18 protein-coding genes are annotated in these 15,881 nt (G+C 52.9%); 7 read left to right on the forward strand and 11 right to left on the reverse strand.

The window, feature by feature from the left end:
- Positions 1-2: 2 nt before the first annotated feature.
- From PSCS_RS11025 to PSCS_RS11045, 5 genes are all read right to left on the reverse strand, one after another.
- Positions 3-1,187 carry a WD40/YVTN/BNR-like repeat-containing protein gene (locus PSCS_RS11025; protein ID WP_068812151.1) on the reverse strand — a complete coding sequence of 395 codons (1,185 nt, stop codon included), beginning with the start codon at positions 1,185-1,187 and terminating at the stop codon, positions 3-5.
- 112 nt (positions 1,188-1,299) lie between these two features.
- On the reverse strand, positions 1,300-2,403 hold the full coding sequence (locus PSCS_RS11030) for a glycosyltransferase WbsX family protein (RefSeq protein ID WP_068812152.1): 1,104 nt from the start codon (positions 2,401-2,403) through the stop codon (positions 1,300-1,302).
- Positions 2,404-2,410: 7 nt separating this feature from the next.
- The gene (locus tag PSCS_RS11035) at positions 2,411-2,692 is read right to left on the reverse strand and encodes a hypothetical protein (RefSeq protein ID WP_157885698.1); all 282 of its coding nucleotides are present in this window, start codon (positions 2,690-2,692) and stop codon (positions 2,411-2,413) included.
- A 7-nt stretch (positions 2,693-2,699) separates the two neighbouring features.
- Positions 2,700-3,989, reverse strand: coding sequence for a metal-dependent hydrolase family protein (locus tag PSCS_RS11040; RefSeq protein ID WP_106387109.1), 1,290 nt, complete (start codon positions 3,987-3,989; stop codon positions 2,700-2,702).
- An 84-nt stretch (positions 3,990-4,073) separates the two neighbouring features.
- Positions 4,074-4,523 (reverse strand): acyl-CoA thioesterase, encoded by a 450-nt coding sequence (locus PSCS_RS11045; RefSeq protein ID WP_068812280.1) that lies wholly within the window; start codon positions 4,521-4,523, stop codon positions 4,074-4,076.
- 95 nt (positions 4,524-4,618) lie between these two features.
- Here PSCS_RS11045 and PSCS_RS11050 point away from each other — a divergent pair, with 95 nt between their 5' ends.
- From PSCS_RS11050 to PSCS_RS11065, 4 genes are all read left to right on the forward strand, one after another.
- Positions 4,619-5,506, forward strand: a complete 888-nt coding sequence (locus PSCS_RS11050; RefSeq protein ID WP_068812154.1) for a glycosyltransferase family 2 protein — start codon at positions 4,619-4,621, stop codon at positions 5,504-5,506.
- 37 nt (positions 5,507-5,543) lie between these two features.
- The gene (locus tag PSCS_RS11055; protein ID WP_068812155.1) at positions 5,544-5,930 is read left to right on the forward strand and encodes an MAPEG family protein; all 387 of its coding nucleotides are present in this window, start codon (positions 5,544-5,546) and stop codon (positions 5,928-5,930) included.
- Positions 5,927-6,562 carry a DUF938 domain-containing protein gene (locus tag PSCS_RS11060; RefSeq protein WP_068812156.1) on the forward strand — a complete coding sequence of 212 codons (636 nt, stop codon included), beginning with the start codon at positions 5,927-5,929 and terminating at the stop codon, positions 6,560-6,562. Before PSCS_RS11055 ends, PSCS_RS11060 begins: the two co-directional genes overlap by 4 nt.
- 102 nt (positions 6,563-6,664) lie before the next feature.
- Positions 6,665-7,645, forward strand: coding sequence for an aldo/keto reductase (locus PSCS_RS11065; protein ID WP_082866334.1), 981 nt, complete (start codon positions 6,665-6,667; stop codon positions 7,643-7,645).
- A 167-nt stretch (positions 7,646-7,812) separates the two neighbouring features.
- On the opposite strand, the gene PSCS_RS11070 is transcribed toward PSCS_RS11065, so the two are convergent.
- Positions 7,813-8,247, reverse strand: a complete 435-nt coding sequence (locus tag PSCS_RS11070; RefSeq protein WP_082866333.1) for a c-type cytochrome — start codon at positions 8,245-8,247, stop codon at positions 7,813-7,815.
- A 225-nt stretch (positions 8,248-8,472) separates the two neighbouring features.
- On the opposite strand from PSCS_RS11070, the gene PSCS_RS11075 reads away from it, so the two are divergent.
- Positions 8,473-8,835 (forward strand): hypothetical protein, encoded by a 363-nt coding sequence (locus tag PSCS_RS11075; RefSeq protein ID WP_068812157.1) that lies wholly within the window; start codon positions 8,473-8,475, stop codon positions 8,833-8,835.
- A gap of 155 nt (positions 8,836-8,990) precedes the next feature.
- Positions 8,991-10,106: a 3-isopropylmalate dehydrogenase gene (gene leuB / locus PSCS_RS11080; protein ID WP_068812158.1), complete on the forward strand. Its 1,116-nt coding sequence runs from the start codon at positions 8,991-8,993 to the stop codon at positions 10,104-10,106.
- A gap of 67 nt (positions 10,107-10,173) precedes the next feature.
- On the opposite strand, the gene PSCS_RS11085 is transcribed toward leuB, so the two are convergent.
- On the reverse strand, positions 10,174-10,737 hold the full coding sequence (locus PSCS_RS11085) for an RDD family protein (protein WP_082866332.1): 564 nt from the start codon (positions 10,735-10,737) through the stop codon (positions 10,174-10,176).
- A gap of 110 nt (positions 10,738-10,847) precedes the next feature.
- The gene (locus PSCS_RS11090) at positions 10,848-11,408 is read right to left on the reverse strand and encodes a hypothetical protein (RefSeq protein ID WP_068812159.1); all 561 of its coding nucleotides are present in this window, start codon (positions 11,406-11,408) and stop codon (positions 10,848-10,850) included.
- A 131-nt stretch (positions 11,409-11,539) separates the two neighbouring features.
- On the opposite strand from PSCS_RS11090, the gene PSCS_RS11095 reads away from it, so the two are divergent.
- Positions 11,540-13,093, forward strand: coding sequence for an alpha-isopropylmalate synthase regulatory domain-containing protein (locus tag PSCS_RS11095; protein WP_068812160.1), 1,554 nt, complete (start codon positions 11,540-11,542; stop codon positions 13,091-13,093).
- Positions 13,094-13,112: 19 nt separating this feature from the next.
- On the opposite strand, the gene lptG is transcribed toward PSCS_RS11095, so the two are convergent.
- From lptG to PSCS_RS11110, 3 genes are read right to left on the reverse strand one after another with little or no spacing between them, the layout of a single operon-like run.
- The gene (lptG, locus tag PSCS_RS11100; protein ID WP_068812161.1) at positions 13,113-14,201 is read right to left on the reverse strand and encodes an LPS export ABC transporter permease LptG; all 1,089 of its coding nucleotides are present in this window, start codon (positions 14,199-14,201) and stop codon (positions 13,113-13,115) included.
- The gene (gene lptF / locus PSCS_RS11105) at positions 14,201-15,331 is read right to left on the reverse strand and encodes an LPS export ABC transporter permease LptF (protein WP_068812162.1); all 1,131 of its coding nucleotides are present in this window, start codon (positions 15,329-15,331) and stop codon (positions 14,201-14,203) included. The genes lptG and lptF overlap by 1 nt, the downstream gene beginning before the upstream one ends.
- Before the next feature lie 14 nt (positions 15,332-15,345).
- Positions 15,346-15,780, reverse strand: coding sequence for an acyl-CoA thioesterase (locus PSCS_RS11110; RefSeq protein WP_068812163.1), 435 nt, complete (start codon positions 15,778-15,780; stop codon positions 15,346-15,348).
- Between the last annotated feature and the right edge of the window lie 101 nt (positions 15,781-15,881).

Consider the following 15,881-nt stretch of genomic DNA (forward strand, 5'->3'; position numbering starts at 1 on the left):
GGTCACCCGAATCTTACCGAATAGACAGGCGGGAAGTTACTACCAAGACACTGCCAGCTGTCACCGCGATCCTCAGACAAATAGACATTGCCAGTGCTGCTGCCAAAGCACAGACAGTCACCTGCTGCATCCAGGGCATGGCGCAACACAATATCGTAAGCGTTATCCTGCGGCAAACCCTTGCGCAATGCCTGCCAGGACTGTCCGCCATCTGTGGTTCGGGCCACAAACAGACCTCCATCAATGGCCATGCGCTCTGAATCTGCGCGGGCCGGTACCACCCAGGCTGTACGCCCATCCTGCGCATCCGCCACAATGGGAAAGCCAAAATGCACACCATTCGCTGGTTCACTGACTTTAGTCCAGTTTTGTGCACCATCGTCACTGTAAAAGACACCGCAATGATTTTGCTGCCACAGATGGTCAGGCTGGCTGGGGCAGGCTGTGACAAAGTGCGGGTCATGCCCCCACTCTGCCAGGGGATTCGGCAAGTAGTCCATGAGCATACCCCGGTTTCGTCCCGCCCAGGTTTTACCCCCATCCCTTGTTTCCAGCACTCCTGCTGAAGAGGCTGCCACGTAAACATGGTCAGGGTCGCGCGGATCGACCACGATGGAATGGATGCCTGGCTCGAAAACCCCGTAGTCAATACTCGCCGGTGTGCCTCCCCACTGAGTCTCGCTGGTAGCCTCGCCACTGAACAGGTCACCACCGCGGCTGGCATGGTTCCACAGCGCTCGGTTCAACTCCCAGGACTCACCCCCGTCATCACTGACAAACAGACCGCCGGGAATCGTGCCTGCATACAGCCGTCCTGGCTGTGCTGCAGAACCAAACGTAACGTTCCAGATTTTGTAAACAGTGGCATCGCGGTATTCAGGCTCCCCTGACGGGGCCTCCGGATCAAAATCCGGGGTCGGCAAATACTGAATAATATGGCGTGCACCTTCGGGGTACTTGAGCGACAACACATCTTGCCAGGTTGCGCCGCCATCACGCGAATGCGACAACTTTGGCCCCCAGTGACCATGATCCAGGGATGCCCACAAGGTACCATCGCGCGGATCCCGAGCTGCATAACAAACCGGAATGCCCTGGTGGGCAATAGGACGCGGACGCCAGCCTGCCGGGCTGCGCTCAATAATAACCGTACCCTTGCGGGTACCCAGTAAAATCGTATCAGACATTCACCAACCCTCCGTATGATTCACACCACAAATAACAGTGCCAGGATTTTACCCCTGGTAAGGTTAGTCGAACGGGCCGGGGCGATTTCGACAGCGCCCCTCAAGCATCACTTCAATCCTCAAGTATCACTTCAAGCATAACGTCAAGATAGGCGCGACCATAGCGCTTGTCTGGCTCAAGGTAGTTACCCTCCCCCCATTCATTCCAGGATTTCACAAAAACCAGCCTGTGCTCCTCCGGTTTCTTTACTACCGTCGCGACGACTTCCTGAACATGTTCTTTAAACAGCGTCGGAGTAGAACCGTACAACACCGTGCCACCCAGACCACTGCGCGGTGAATGATCCCAGTTGGGTATGATAGAAGGATAAATATCTGTCTCTTTGTCGGCCTCGCTGACAAAACAGCGCGAAGCTTCTTTGTAGGGCACGATTCTGGGCGTTCGCCTGAGCCACCAGTTGAACTTGCGCCATTGCCGCCGCCACCGGTTTTGCCCGAACCGGTAATAGTCGAACAGCCGGACCGTATTGATACCATCGAGACCCAGGCTGCGTAATTTCTCACCCTCAAGATCCAGCCGGGTGGTCTGCCCAATGAAAAAGATACCGGGCAGACCATGCTCCTGCGCCAGCTGTTGCCAGCGCGCCATAAAACCCGCGGCATCAGGGTGCTCCAGTGCCCGATAGATCATAAACACCGGCTTGTCATCGACACGGATGTAGCGCTCATCCTGAAAAGCAGGAAGACAATAAAAGAAATGCGCATCAACATCGGCATCACCAGGGTAGCTCTGATCCACCAGTAACTCATTCCGGCTGCTGCCATCGCGACTCCAGAATTTTTTATGCCAAGGCTGATTTGCCCAGCACAAGCAAAACGGGAAATCTGGTACTTTGCTTTGCAAAACCTCTTGAAAGGGTTTTTCCAGTTCCATGCGCCCATCGCCGAACCAGTAATGGTAATAGCAGAACCCTTCAATCCCGTGTGCCTTAGCCAGCTCTGCCTGAGCTTCCCGGGCAGCGGGGTCACGCAGGTCATAATATCCCAGTTCACCCGGTTCAATTGGCCAGTCATGTTCAGGAAACAGCTTCTTCGCTGCCCGCACATTGTCCCACTCGGTAAAGTTCTTGCCGTAATGCTGACTGTTTAATTCAGTGGGATGATATTGCGGCAAATAAAAAGCAATGACACGGGCCTGACGTCTGGGTAAGTTCATGCGTAAATCAACTGTTCTTTTCTTTTACTGATGTGCCACGTTCACTATGAGGCGTACCGGCACAGCTTTCCCCGGTGTACATGCCGGCAAGAAAATCATTGCATGCCGCCCAGCAGCGTTTTAACCAGTGTTTCCGGGATTCTGAAACCTCGCCGGCCGCAGGTTGTGTCACCTGTCCCTGTAAATCCGCAAGACGGATGCGTCGTCCATCAAGGCCAGGCCTAGCACTTGCAGGCCTGTCCTTCGCGTCGTTTACCTGACCTGAATCGTTCACCTCGTTTCTGCTCATCTTTGCCTTATTCCGCATCTTGTCGAAAGATGCTGCCTTGTTTCATCACAAAACGAACATCCATCATGACAGCGATATCGTCCAGCGGGTTGCCATTAACAGCAATAAGATCTGCTGATTTGCCAGGCTCAATTGTGCCAATTTCACTACTCATGCCCAGTACCTCTGCTGCCAGCCGGGTCGCCGTTGCCAGGGCCTCTTCCTCAGGCATACCCGCTTCGACCATGAACTGAAATTCTTCCGCATTATCAGCATGCGGAAATACACTGGCATCGGTACCAAACGCAATGTTGACGCCGTATTCATAAGCCCGGGCAAAAGTGTCCTGAATAAGCGGGCCGATTTCTCGCGCCTTTGGAACCACCAGTGGATGATAATACCCTTCGACATCTGCCTGTTCGGCAACATACTTGCCGGCAGAAATGGTTGGAATATACCAGGTACCATGTTCCACCATTGCAGCCATGACTTCTTCATCCATGTAAGTACCATGTTCAATGGTCAGCACGCCTGCTTCCACGGCACGCAGCATGCCTTCTTTACCATGCGCGTGAGCCGCAACATGCATACCGTAATCGTTTGCTGTTTCTACCACTGCGGCCAACTCATCTCCCATAAACTGAGGGTTCTGACCAGATGCTGCAATGCTGAGCACACCACCTGTGGCTGTTATCTTGATATGATCTGCGCCGTTTTTGTATTGCTGCCTGACCGCCTCCCGCGCCTGTTCCGGGCTGTTAACCACACCGTCTTCCGGACCGGGTGCTCCCATTAAGTCATCACGCCAACCGTTAGTCGGGTCAGCATGCCCACCGGTTGTCGCCAGGCTTTTCCCGACAGTCAGTATGCGTGGACCTGGCACCTTACCCTGATTAATGGCATCGCGCAGCGCAATATTGACGCCACTACCGCCTAACTCCCGAATAGTCGTAAAACCCGCCTCCAGTGTCTTTTTGGCATTAACCGCCGCATTGAAAGCAATGTCAGCAGGGTTGAGAGTGAAGCGGTTCAGGGCACCACCGGGGCTGGTTTCACTTTCGATATGCACATGCAGGTCAATCAGGCCAGGTAAAACCGTACGATTACGAAGATCAATCACGGTCTCACCTTCGGCAGCTGAGACAAACCCTTCGGTTACGGACTCGATGCGATCATCTACCACAGTGACTGTCACGTTGCTTTGCAAGCCATTGCCGCTACCGTCCCAAAACTGGCCTGCATGAATGAGAGTCGTCGCGGCCTGAGCCAAAGCGGGTGTGATAACGAGTAAGAAAGTCAGACATATACGCTGGATCATGGGTCATGGCCTCTTCTTATTGGAAGACAGTAAATGGGGACTGGATGCTTGCACTACGGACCTGCCTGTTATTCTTGCGGTTAATTATCGCTGTGGCAAGCCTGTTGTCACCAGCGCCTGGCCATATCCGTCCACGAAGCTATCCGGCATTCGTTTCGGTCGCCCGTCTGATAGCGCCATACAGACAAAGTAACTCTGAGCACGTAACAAGGTCACCTCATCATGCTTGCGGACCAGTTGAAATGAACGGGTCAGGCGGGTGCGCTTGTGCATTTGCGTTATCCAGGTGGCGACCACAATTTCATCACCTGCGAATGCTGCTTGCAGATAATCCAGTTCATGGCGCCGAATGACCATGGCACGATCCAGCGCCTGATAGGATGCCAGTGACAATCCCAGACTTTCAGAGTGTCGCCAGGCGCACTGTTCCAGCCATTGTAAGTACACGGCATTGTTAACGTGCCCGAGCCCGTCTATGTGCGTGCTGGTAACGCTGGTTTGCCATAAAAAAGGGCGTTCCAGGTCCCAGTTGATCATTCGTTTCTCCTTACCTGTTTGCGACTGTCTGGTGTCCTGTGCGGTGATTTCTAGGTTACACTAGGGTCTGTTACGCAGTACATAAGTGATTCATGGAAATATTTGTCTTCTCATACAACCGGGGTGCTTTTCTGAAGAACTGCATTGATTCCCTGCTTCGCCACACCGAAGGCTGTCGAATCTGTGTAGTAGACGATAACAGTACCTGTCCGGACACCCAGGCCTACCTGGCTGCATTACCAGCAGAGATTGAACTGATGCCAGTTCCACAGGCCAGTGAAGCCCGCCATGGCGGCCTGTATCCCAATATGCAACTGGCCCTGGATGCCGCCGCCGAAGATGTCACCATCTTTTTTATCCAGGATGACATGCAATTAGTCAGAGATTTCACCAGCGATGACAGGCAGTACATTGATGCCTTCTTCACTCATTACGATAAAGCGGCATTCCTGCATCCTATGTTTCTGCGTGGTCGGCGAAATCGCCGGGATCGTCGCATTACCAAACTGGCCCCCGATTTTCCGGTTTACTTTCGCGAACAGCCGGAAAAGAAAAACTGGCGGGACCTCAGCTACGTGGATGGCGTGATTGCACATGCTGGCCGGCTAAAAGCGGCCAACTGGCAGTTTGTTGAAGGAGAAGCAGCTAACGCTGACCAGGCTGCCGGCCTGTTCGGTAAAATGGGCATCTGGCCTTATCCTTTGGCAATGTTCCTGCCTGAAGTGCCTGTCTATCGCGGCAAGCACAAGACAACTGCGGTAGCGCTGGCTGAGCGCTGGGCGGGCACAGATCCCAAAGCGTTTCGTGATATGAATGAAGCCGAGGTGGAACGTTTCAAACAACGGGATTTGAATCAATTACCAGTGGCCGAACACTTCATTGACTGCGAAGCACCGGTCAAAAAACCATTCCATTATAGTGTGGTGAATGTTTACCCGCTGCTTCGAGTGTGGCATAAACTCACCCAGTGGCTGAGTTAATTCATAACAACACGACATTTCCCCCTGGAGGGTCAACATGCACTGGGTCAATCTGATCGCTATTCTGGCATTACTGCAATTTATCTATTTTGGCATTCTGGTTGGCAAGGCACGGGGGAAATACAAAATCGACGCCCCGGCTGTCAGTGGTCACCCGGAATTTGAACGTTATTACCGTGTGCAAATGAATACGCTGGAAATGCTGGTATTTTTCCTGCCCACGCTTTACCTGTTTGCGGAATATGTCAGCCCTCTTATCGCTGCCGGAGCAGGCGTCATTTACCTGATCGGCCGTTTTCTGTATCAACGCTCGTACGTCAAAGACCCAAAAACACGAAGCCTGGGTTTTGCTCTGACGATTCTGCCTTCGCTGGCTATGGCCCTGGTAACACTCATCTACATTGTCATGGGCCTGATCGTGTGAGCAACGATCTTCGCCAGATAGCACCATCGGTCGCTCGCAACCGGCAACCGATTCTGGACATCATCAAACCCAGCCTGCCCCCCGGGGCAGCCGTGCTGGAGATCGCTGCCGGCAGTGGTGAACATGCTGTATTTCTGGCGCCAGCACTGGCTGTGAAAACCTGGCAGCCCAGCGACCTTAACCCTTCAGCACTGAAGAGCATAGACGCCTGGCGCTACTACAGCAGCCTGACAGATACCATCCGCCCTCCTTTGCAGCTGGATATGACCGCCTCCTCAGCCAAGTTGCAAAGCGTTTTAAAACAAGCCGGTGCACCTGAGGCCTATGACCTCATCACCTGCATCAACATGATTCACATCTCTCCCTGGGAAGCCTGTCAGGGCTTAATGAAACACGCGGCGAAATTACTGAAACCTGCCGGACTATTATTCCTGTACGGCCCATACTTCCAGGCAGAGCAGCCAGCTGCAGCCAACAACCTGGCCTTTGATGAAAGTCTGAAAAGTCGCGACCCAGCCTGGGGCTTGCGTAAACTGGAAGATGTTATTGCGTTGGCGCACTCTCATGGCCTGACCTTTCTCGATTCCCACACCATGCCTGCCAATAACCTGAGTGTTGTCTTCAGTCGCTGAATAGAAGTCGATTGAATGATATTGAGTTTTACTCGCCATTATCAGTAAACTGATTTGGATATTGACGTTTCACGTGTTACTCATCCACCGGAGACATACACCATGCCAAACGCCAAAGATAAAGATCGCCGGGAGTCGAGCAAGCTCAACCGTCGCCAGTTTCTCGGTCAATCCCTGTTTGCTACGACAGCCCTGGCACTGGGAAGCCAGCTTTCGTGGGCTCAGGACAGCAGCCCCATCATGCGAACCATCCCGTCAACAGGCCGGCAAATCCCTGCCATAGGCCTCGGGAGTTCGGCAACGTTTTCACAAGTAGCCAGAGAAGAAGACATTGAAGCAGTCAGGGGTGTGATGTCGACTTTACACCGTTTAGGTGGTCGGGTATTTGATACAGCACCAGGGTATGGCGCCTCTGAAGAGGTTGCAGGTCAGGTTGCTCAGAACCTGGGTATAGAAGATGACTTGTTCTGGGCAACCAAACTCAATGTCGCCCGCAATGGCCCAGCCGATCCTGCGGCGGCTCGCGAACAATTGGAAACCTCTTTCGCCAGAGTCGGCAAACCGACCATCGACCTGGTACAGGTTCATAATATGGGTGACCCTGACGTCCAGTTGGGTATTCTGCAGGAATATAAGGAAGCAGGCCGAATACAACATATCGGTATCACCACCACACGGGAAAGTCAGTACGCAGAGCTGATGCAGGTGATGAGACAGTATCCACTGGATTTTATTGGCATTGATTACGCGGTTGATAACCGAAATGTTGAGCAGGAAATTCTGCCCCTGGCTCAAGAACAGGGTATCGCCGTCCTCGCCTATGCCCCCTTTGGTCGCACACGGCTCTGGTCGCGAGTTGGTGATCGCCCGGTACCCGGTTATGCCGCTGAATTTGATGCGCACACCTGGGGCCAGTTCTTCCTGAAATTTGTCATCAGCCACCCGGCTATCACGGCGGCAACACCGTCTACCAGTCGCCCGACCAATATGGAAGATAATATTGGTGCCATGATAGGACGTTTGCCGGACCAGGCAATGCGCCAGCGCATGATCGCGACAGTCGATGAGTTACCGATGGCTTGAACGGTATCGAGGCGGGCCAGAGCTGCACCGAAAAGAAGGCAAACGGAATGTAAAAAGCCAGGCCTTGAGTGCAACAGCCATCATTTCATGGCTGAGCCGACAAGGCCTGGCTTTTTAAATAAGGGAGTAAGTACTGAGACTTGCGATCTTATCTTGTCACGTTGCTATTATAACGTTTCTACGTAAGCGCCCAGATTGCTCATGTCTGTTTCAGACAAGCCACCAGCAGTCGCATACATCACACTGCTTTGCGGACCGCGAGTCTCACGGTTTTTATAAGCGGTCAGTGCTTCTACAACAAATTCTTGTGACTGGCCAACCAGGCTTGGGCCAACACCACCACTGCCATCAGCGCCGTGACAGGCCTGGCAGGCACCAAAGGCTTCGCGACCCAGTTCCGCCGGGCTAGCAGATGCTGCGGCCTCGGCAGCGGCACGCTGCTGTTCCAGAATAGTGCCATTTTCAGCAACATATTGCTCATAGCACTCACCACTACAGTCGTGGACACGCGCCTGATTAGGCAGGTCCAGACCTGAATATCCAATAGCCAGCAAAACCGCGGCTGCCAGAAAGGCCAAACCGGGAATATAAAACTGCTTCATATCAACTCCATTAGGTAACATCAGGTGCCCGGCAGGATGCGCGACTAGCAATTGAAACCGGACGTCAGAGCGATCAAGACGATCAGCGCGGCATTATACCCACAAATTCTCCACTTTGCGCGTCCATATTGCCCACAATTGACAACAAGTTACCAAAATTACCGTTAGTCATTGTCAGCAGGAACCACCTGATGAAAAATCTGGTTCTTGACATAGGACAAAAAAATGATGACATCTGCTCTTTTGACAACATTTCGACTCAAAAACGCTTTATTATCTTGTCAGTTGATTGCTTTTTACGTCATCATGCAAAAAAAGCTGTCTACATCCCCCGATCAGGGATGTTTGTACCTTTTCGCTTTACGCTATAATACGGCCATCGTAGCAGGTTGGCTGCAAGTCGAAGCGCGACGCCTGAAGTATGGAACATCATTAGCATCAACAAGGAGTACGATAAAGCTCATGAAAGACGATAATCCCAATAAACCGAAAAAATTTTTCGGCTTTGAGGTCAGCGATACTGTAACTTATATCGTGATCGCAGTGCTTTTCGTAATTTTCATACGTCAGGTATGGGTACTCTTCTGACCCGTCACATGGTACATTACGCCTCTTTCTGAACCCCTTCGCCCACTCGGGCCGGGGCATTACCATGCCGGTCGCCTGTCCAAGACGCATTGCAGATCACATATCTGCTCCCGGCGGCGAGCCGGGTAAGTTAGCGTTAAACGACGGGAATTCTCATGAGTCATTACAAAATTGCTCTGCTTGATGGCGATGGCATCGGGCCTGAAATCATGCGTGAAGCAGTCAAAGTGCTGAACCTGGTTGCCGAAAGAAACCAGGTTACCTTTGATCTGCAACATACCCCTTTTGGTGCCAGTGCCTATTTCGAGTGTGGCCACCCCTTCCCCGAACAAACCCAGAAAGTTTGTGACGAGGCTGATGCCATCCTCAAAGGCCCTATTGGCCTGAATCACGAAGACTCAAAAAAGATTCCGGTTGATCTGCAACCAGAGCGTGGCGCTTTGTTGCCACTGCGTCGTCGATACAATACTTACGCCAACTTCCGCCCGGTGTTTTTGCCACAGGGGCTGGCACACTTTTCACCACTGAAAAAAGAAATCATCGGTGATGGTGTCGACATCATGATCATTCGTGAACTGGTCGGTGGCCTGTATTTCGGTGAGAAAGAAACCGGCACCACCGAAGACGGCGTGCGATACGTTCGCGAAACGCTGGAATATGACGAAGAACAAATCCGCCGCATCGCCAAGGTGGCTTTTGATACGGCCAGCAAGCGTAAGAAGGTGCTGCATAACATCCACAAGAGCAACGTGCTGAAATCCAGCGTACTGTGGAATGAAGTGATCGAAGAAGTGGGTAAAGATTACCCGGACGTTAAAATCGAACACATCCTGGTTGATGCTGCCGCGACTTACCTTTGCCTGAATCCCGGACGCTTTGATGTCATGGTGATGGAAAACATGTTCGGCGATATCCTCAGTGACCAGGGCGGCGGTATTCTCGGTTCGCTGGGTCTGATGCCTTCGGCCTGTATCGGCGACGACAAAGCCTACTATGAGCCTTCACACGGCTCTGCTCCTGATATCGCAGGCAAGAACGTCGCTAACCCCTACTCAATGATAGGTTCAGTAGCGATGATGCTGGAGTTCAGCCTGGGCATGGAAGAGGAAGCACGTAACGTCTGGCACGCCATGCAAAGCGTGTTCGCTGATGGCTACTCAACACCTGACCTGTCCAAGCCCGGCAGCGATGTGAAAATGATCGACACTGAAGCGTTTGGTGACCGGGTCATTGCAGCACTGAAAAAACAGCCAGTGCCGGCCAGGGCCTGAGCTTAAAGGCACAACCGCCTCAACACGATACTTCCGCTGCTGACAACCTGATGGTGGTCAGCAGCGCTTAAAACGGTCTTGTATGCTTCGGCAGCAGGACCGTTTTCGTTTCGGAGAGCTTCTCGTGGATGGCATCGCCCTGCTTATCAATATACATCCACAAATAGCCCAGTCCCGCCAACCAGAACGCAGGCCAGGCCAGATAAAAACGAATCAGCCCCTGCCGCACCGTGACCGGCTGGTTATCAGTATTAATGACCCGGATCCGCCAGGCAATCATACCCAGCGTCTGACCGGTACGGCGCCAGAACCAGAGGTAAAACGCTGTGACCGTACTGACCATCATGATGAGTTGCAAAAAGGACAATACCGGACTGGTCTGAATGGCGCCATCAACCACCTCGCTGGTATTGTCACCCACCAGTCCGTACAGCATCAGCAAAATGAAACCACAGGTCACCCAGATGCCTCCCACCAGAAACATGTCATACAGCAGTGCCGCCAGGCGCCGCAGCAACCCGGCTCGAGGCAATGCAGCCAGCTCTTCGTCTGATATCAGGCGTTTTTCCTGTTTACCGGCTTTGCTGTTGACGTTGTTACCCTCGGGGGCGGAATTGGCAGTTGAAGACATGATAATCCGGTTTGCGACTGTGCTGTGCGACTTTGATTCGTCTGTCTGTTGGATAGTTGGTCAAACTAGACATCTGTGTGAAATTCAAAGGAACGGCAATAATGTATTGATCAGAAAACTTCCGGTGGCGGCTGATGCGTATCAACAGGCTCCGGCACCGCTGGCTGGGCGCTATTATCTGGTGTAGTCGCCTCCGATTGCAACAGGTTACGCAGGCGATCCAGTTGCGCTTCCGCCTCTCTGGTCTCAGCCTGTACCTCCTCAGGCACAGACGGCATAAGAATGGACTGAGGAAAAATCAGATTAAACGTGTGCCGGGGATTTTGCATACACAAAATCGTAAAGGTCGGCTCATCATTCTCAGTTCTGAACTCATTGACGCTGCCGTACAACACATCACGGCAATCCGGGTTTTCCATCGCACGCAATGCGGCTGTTATCAGAAAAGGTTGCAGGCTATCTAGGCTGGGAGGAAGCCAGAGCCGGCTTTCGCGCAAAGGCTGTTTCGGAATACGTTCCTCTTCCAGCTCCACTGTGACACCCTGCTCTGCAGACAGTGCATCATTGCCATTTCCACCGGTTGGCAATGTAGCCCCACTTTCTGTCTGCGCCGTGACCTGCATGCTGCACAACAGACTCATGAGTGCCAAAAATGCCCGGGTGATTTTCATGCTGCTTCCTACTGCCAGATCTCGCTTAATGGATTACGCTGTTCACATCATTTATATCGTCCATTTCGCGACAATCTTAAACTCTGTTAGAATCGCCACCCTTGTCTTTGACCTCTCAGGTAATTGATTTCATGAGTCAGACTGTGACGCAATCGTCGCCAACCATCCACCTGCTGGATACTACCCTGCGCGATGGTGAGCAAACCCAGGGCGTGTCTTTCACTCCCAAAGAGAAACTGCAGATAGCCCGTGCCTTGTTGCAATCCCTGAAAGTGGATCGCATCGAAGTGGCTTCAGCACGTGTTTCTGCGGGCGAGCAAAAGGCAGTCGCTGACATTATCGAGTGGGCGGCACAAGAAAAGCTGGCCGACCGGGTTGAAGTTCTGGGGTTTGTCGACCACCACCGCAGTGCCGACTGGATTCTGCAGGCCGGCGGCAAGGTCATTAACCTGCTGGCCAAGGGCAGCGAAAAACACTGTCGTGAACAGTTAGGCAGAACGCTGGAAGCCCATGTCGCTGACATCAAAAAGACCGTTGAGTATGCCCAGGCTAATGGCCTGTACGTCAACATGTACCTGGAAGACTGGTCAAACGGCTATAAAGACAGCCCTGAGTATGTGTACCAACTGATCGAACTGGTGTCCGACCTCGGTATTGGTCACTTCATGCTGCCTGACACGCTGGGCGTGATGACGCCTGATGAGGTCTACACTGCCCTGTCAGACATGACCAGCCGTTTCCCGGCACAGCGTTTCGACTTTCACCCGCATAATGACTACGGACTGGCCACTGCCAATGTCATGGCTGCCGTCAAAGCAGGCATCGACACCGTCCATTGCACCATCAACTGCCTGGGAGAACGGGCCGGCAATGCTTCACTGGCTGAAGTCGCCGTCGTTCTGAAGGACAAGATGAATGTCACCCTGGGTATCGATGAAACCCGCATTGCCATGATCAGCCGCATGGTAGAAAACTTTTCCGGCAAATGGGTAGCTGCCAATACGCCGATTGTCGGCGCTGATGTCTTCACCCAGACAGCAGGTATCCATGCAGACGGTGACCTCAAAGGTGGACTTTACATCACGGCATTGGGCCCGGAGCGCTTTAACCGCAAACGCAGTTACGCGCTGGGCAAAATGAGCGGCAAGGCATCCTTGCAGAACAACCTGGAAGAGCTGGGACTGGAGCTTTCCGAAGAAGATCAGAAGAAGGTGCTGGACAAGATTGTCAAACTGGGTGATTCCAAGGCGGTTATCACGCCCGAGGACTTACCTTTTATTATCGCTGATGTGCTGGAGAGCAGGGAGCTGCGTGATGTTGAATTGCTCAACTGCTATATCGGCAGTGGCCTTGATGTCGACAGCACCGCCAGCATTCGCCTGAAAATACAGGACGAAATCCGCACCGCTACCGGCACAGGCAATGGCGGATTTGCCGCATTCATGGATGCCATCACCCGGGTACTTGATCCTCAGCAATTTGCCATGCCGGCTTTGCTCGATTATGAAGTCCATATTCCGCGCGGCGGCCAGATCAATGCCTTGACCGAATGTATCATCACCTGGCAGGTAGAAGAGAAAGAGCTGAAAACCCGGGGCATCGATGCCAACCAGGTCCTGGCAGGCGTCAAGGCGACTTTGCGCATGATCAACATGCTGATTGCCTCACAGCGTCCAGAAGCCTGATCTTTCTGCGTTACCAGAGCTATACTCGGCGCAGCAGCAACAAACCTATCCCGGCTGAAATCACGATGGGTATCAGCACGGCGACGGAGGGGCTGATGCCGTAAAGCACGGTGGCTGGCCCCATCGTGCGCTGAAAAATGGTGAAAGCCAGCGATATCCCGATGGCAACAAACACCCGGTACCCCATCGTTGCTTCACGCAACGGCCCGAACACAAAAGACACAGCCAGAATCACCAGGCTCAAGGTTGCCAGCGGTTGCAGCAGCTTTTTCCAGAACGCCAGGTAGTAGCTGCTGCTGTCCAGCCCTTCGCTATCGAAGTAACGTGCCAGTTGATACAGCCCACTGATCGACTGCCGGTCCGGGCGCACCAGCAACACACTCAATAGCGAGGGCGACATATCCACATCCCAGCGCATGGAAGGGTAGGAATCGGCCACCAGGTGCGTACTGCCAAACTGCGTTTCATCAATATCGCTGAGCACCCAGTACTGCTCCACTGCTCCATCAGACCGGGTACGCTCCACATAGTTACCCTGACGGGCAAACAAGGCACGATTCATTTCGCGATTTTCATTCAACTCGTAAATCGTAATACCAAACAGCTCAGTGCCGCCCGGTGCGATGGCATTGATATGAATAAACTGGTTGCCAATTTTGCGCCAGTCACCACCATCTTCGGCAATCACTTCCCCACCACTACGGATCATGGCGCGTTCACTTTGTGCCGTTTGCTGCATTGCTGGAGCAATCCACTGCCCCAGCACCAGGCTGAATAACATGACGGCCCAGACCGGCCAGAGTACCCAGGTCACCAGCTTCCAGGTATGAATGCCTGCCGCCTGCATGATCAGCAGCTCATGACTGGAAGCAAGCACCCCCAGGCCAATCAGGGCACCGCCCAGCGCCACATAAGGCAGCAGTTCATAAATACTGGTGGGCAACGTTCTGAGCACATACAGAACAGCATCGATTGCGGTGTAAAACTGGTTGGTATCAGCCAGCTCATCGGCCATGGAAAAAACCAGGTCGATGGTAACAATCACTCCCAGCACTACCAGCATGGCAAAGAAAACGGTTCGGGCAATGTATCGGGCCAGACGTGGCATCAGTGTCCCCCTGCCAGTTTGGCTGAATGATTGGCTGCCCGGCGGAAGGAAGCACGCTCTTTGGCAACCAGGTACAAACCCGCAATAAAGAACACGGCATGCACCCACCACAGGCCTATCACAGCCGGGATATCACCATCTTCCAGGGCATCCCGGGACACTTGCAGCAACATAAAGTACAGGCCATACAACAGCGCAGCAGGCACCAGGCGGGCAAATCGCCCCTGACGCGGATCCACTTTACTTAGCGGTACCCCCAGCAAAGTCAGCACCGGCAGCAGACAAATCACGGAAATACGCCACTGTAACTCGGCGGTATGAGCCAGGTCAGAGCTGCCAATCAGTTGGGTGGTAGGCATCGCTTTTTCACGCAATATGGGTGCAATCGAGGTCGCTTCGGGCAATAAAACACCTTGCACGTCGAACTCTGTCACCGCGTAATTGCCCTGCCCGGGCTGCCCATCATAAAAATGGCCATTCTCAAGCAGCATGTAACGGCGCCCGCTTTCTTCATCCATCACTGGCCGGGCGGTATCAGCCACCATCACGCGCAAACCGCCTTCACCTTCCTGTGCGGTTGACCCGTCACGCAGCACGACAAAGGCATTATTCAATTGCCGTCCCTGCTCTGTTTCCGTGATCGCTTCTGCATAAGTGACCCGGCTGCCTCTGGCAAATGCCTGAAACTGTCCGGCAACAATCAGATCAATCTCGGTCAACTCTTCCTGCGATTGCCGTAAGCGTTCCGTTTCCTGCAGTCCCGTAGGCGCGACATACAAACTGACAATGGCCATCACTATCGTCAGTATGGTGGCTATACCCAACGTCAAGGACAACAGCGACTTGCGGCTAAAGCCACAGGCATGCAGAACCACCAGCTCGTTCTCTGCATACATCCGTCCATAAGCCAGCAGGATGGCGAGAAACCAGGCAAACGGGACAATGATCATCAGGAATTCAGGCAACCGGAACAGCATGAGCATCAGCAGGATATCCGTGGTCATTTGTCCTGCGACCGCATCTGCCAGGTATTGCAGAAAACGTGAGGTAAAAGAAACCACGAGTAATATCAAAGTCACTGCAGCAGTGACCTGCAGCAGTTGGCGGGCAAAATAGCGAAATAAAATCACCTGGAATGGCTCACTTATTCTTCCGACTCGCCAACCAGGCTTTTAAACGCTGGCGGCACAGCCGCTATTTTGTGTTTATCGAAATCGAAGAATACAACGCCCTGTTTCGCGTTACACACCACCCGCTCCAGGGCCGAGTTGGTCACCTGAAAGCAGATATCGCATCCGTATTTGTTGAAACGATGAACCCCTACCTCTATGACCAGCACGTCATTGGCAAAGGACTCGGAGCGGTAATCAATACCCAGATCGGTAACAACCATACCCAGACCAAAGATATTGGCCTCTGTCAGGCCCAGACTGGCCAGGAACTGCAAACGCGCTTCGTGCAGGATATGCACCATGGCAACACTGTTGAGATGCCGTGCATAATCGAGATCACTGAACCGTACGGCATATTCCATACTGAACAGAAACTCTTCCGGCATACTGACTTTTACGCGTGCCATGATCTCTCCACACCATTGACGGCAAAATGAGCCGCCAATTTTAATCGTCCCGCGTCGCAAAGTACACCAACCGGTGCCTGTATTGCCTTGGCAGGCATTTT

The organism is Pseudohongiella nitratireducens, assembly GCF_001642735.1.
GTDB lineage: Bacteria > Pseudomonadota > Gammaproteobacteria > Pseudomonadales > Pseudohongiellaceae > Pseudohongiella > Pseudohongiella nitratireducens.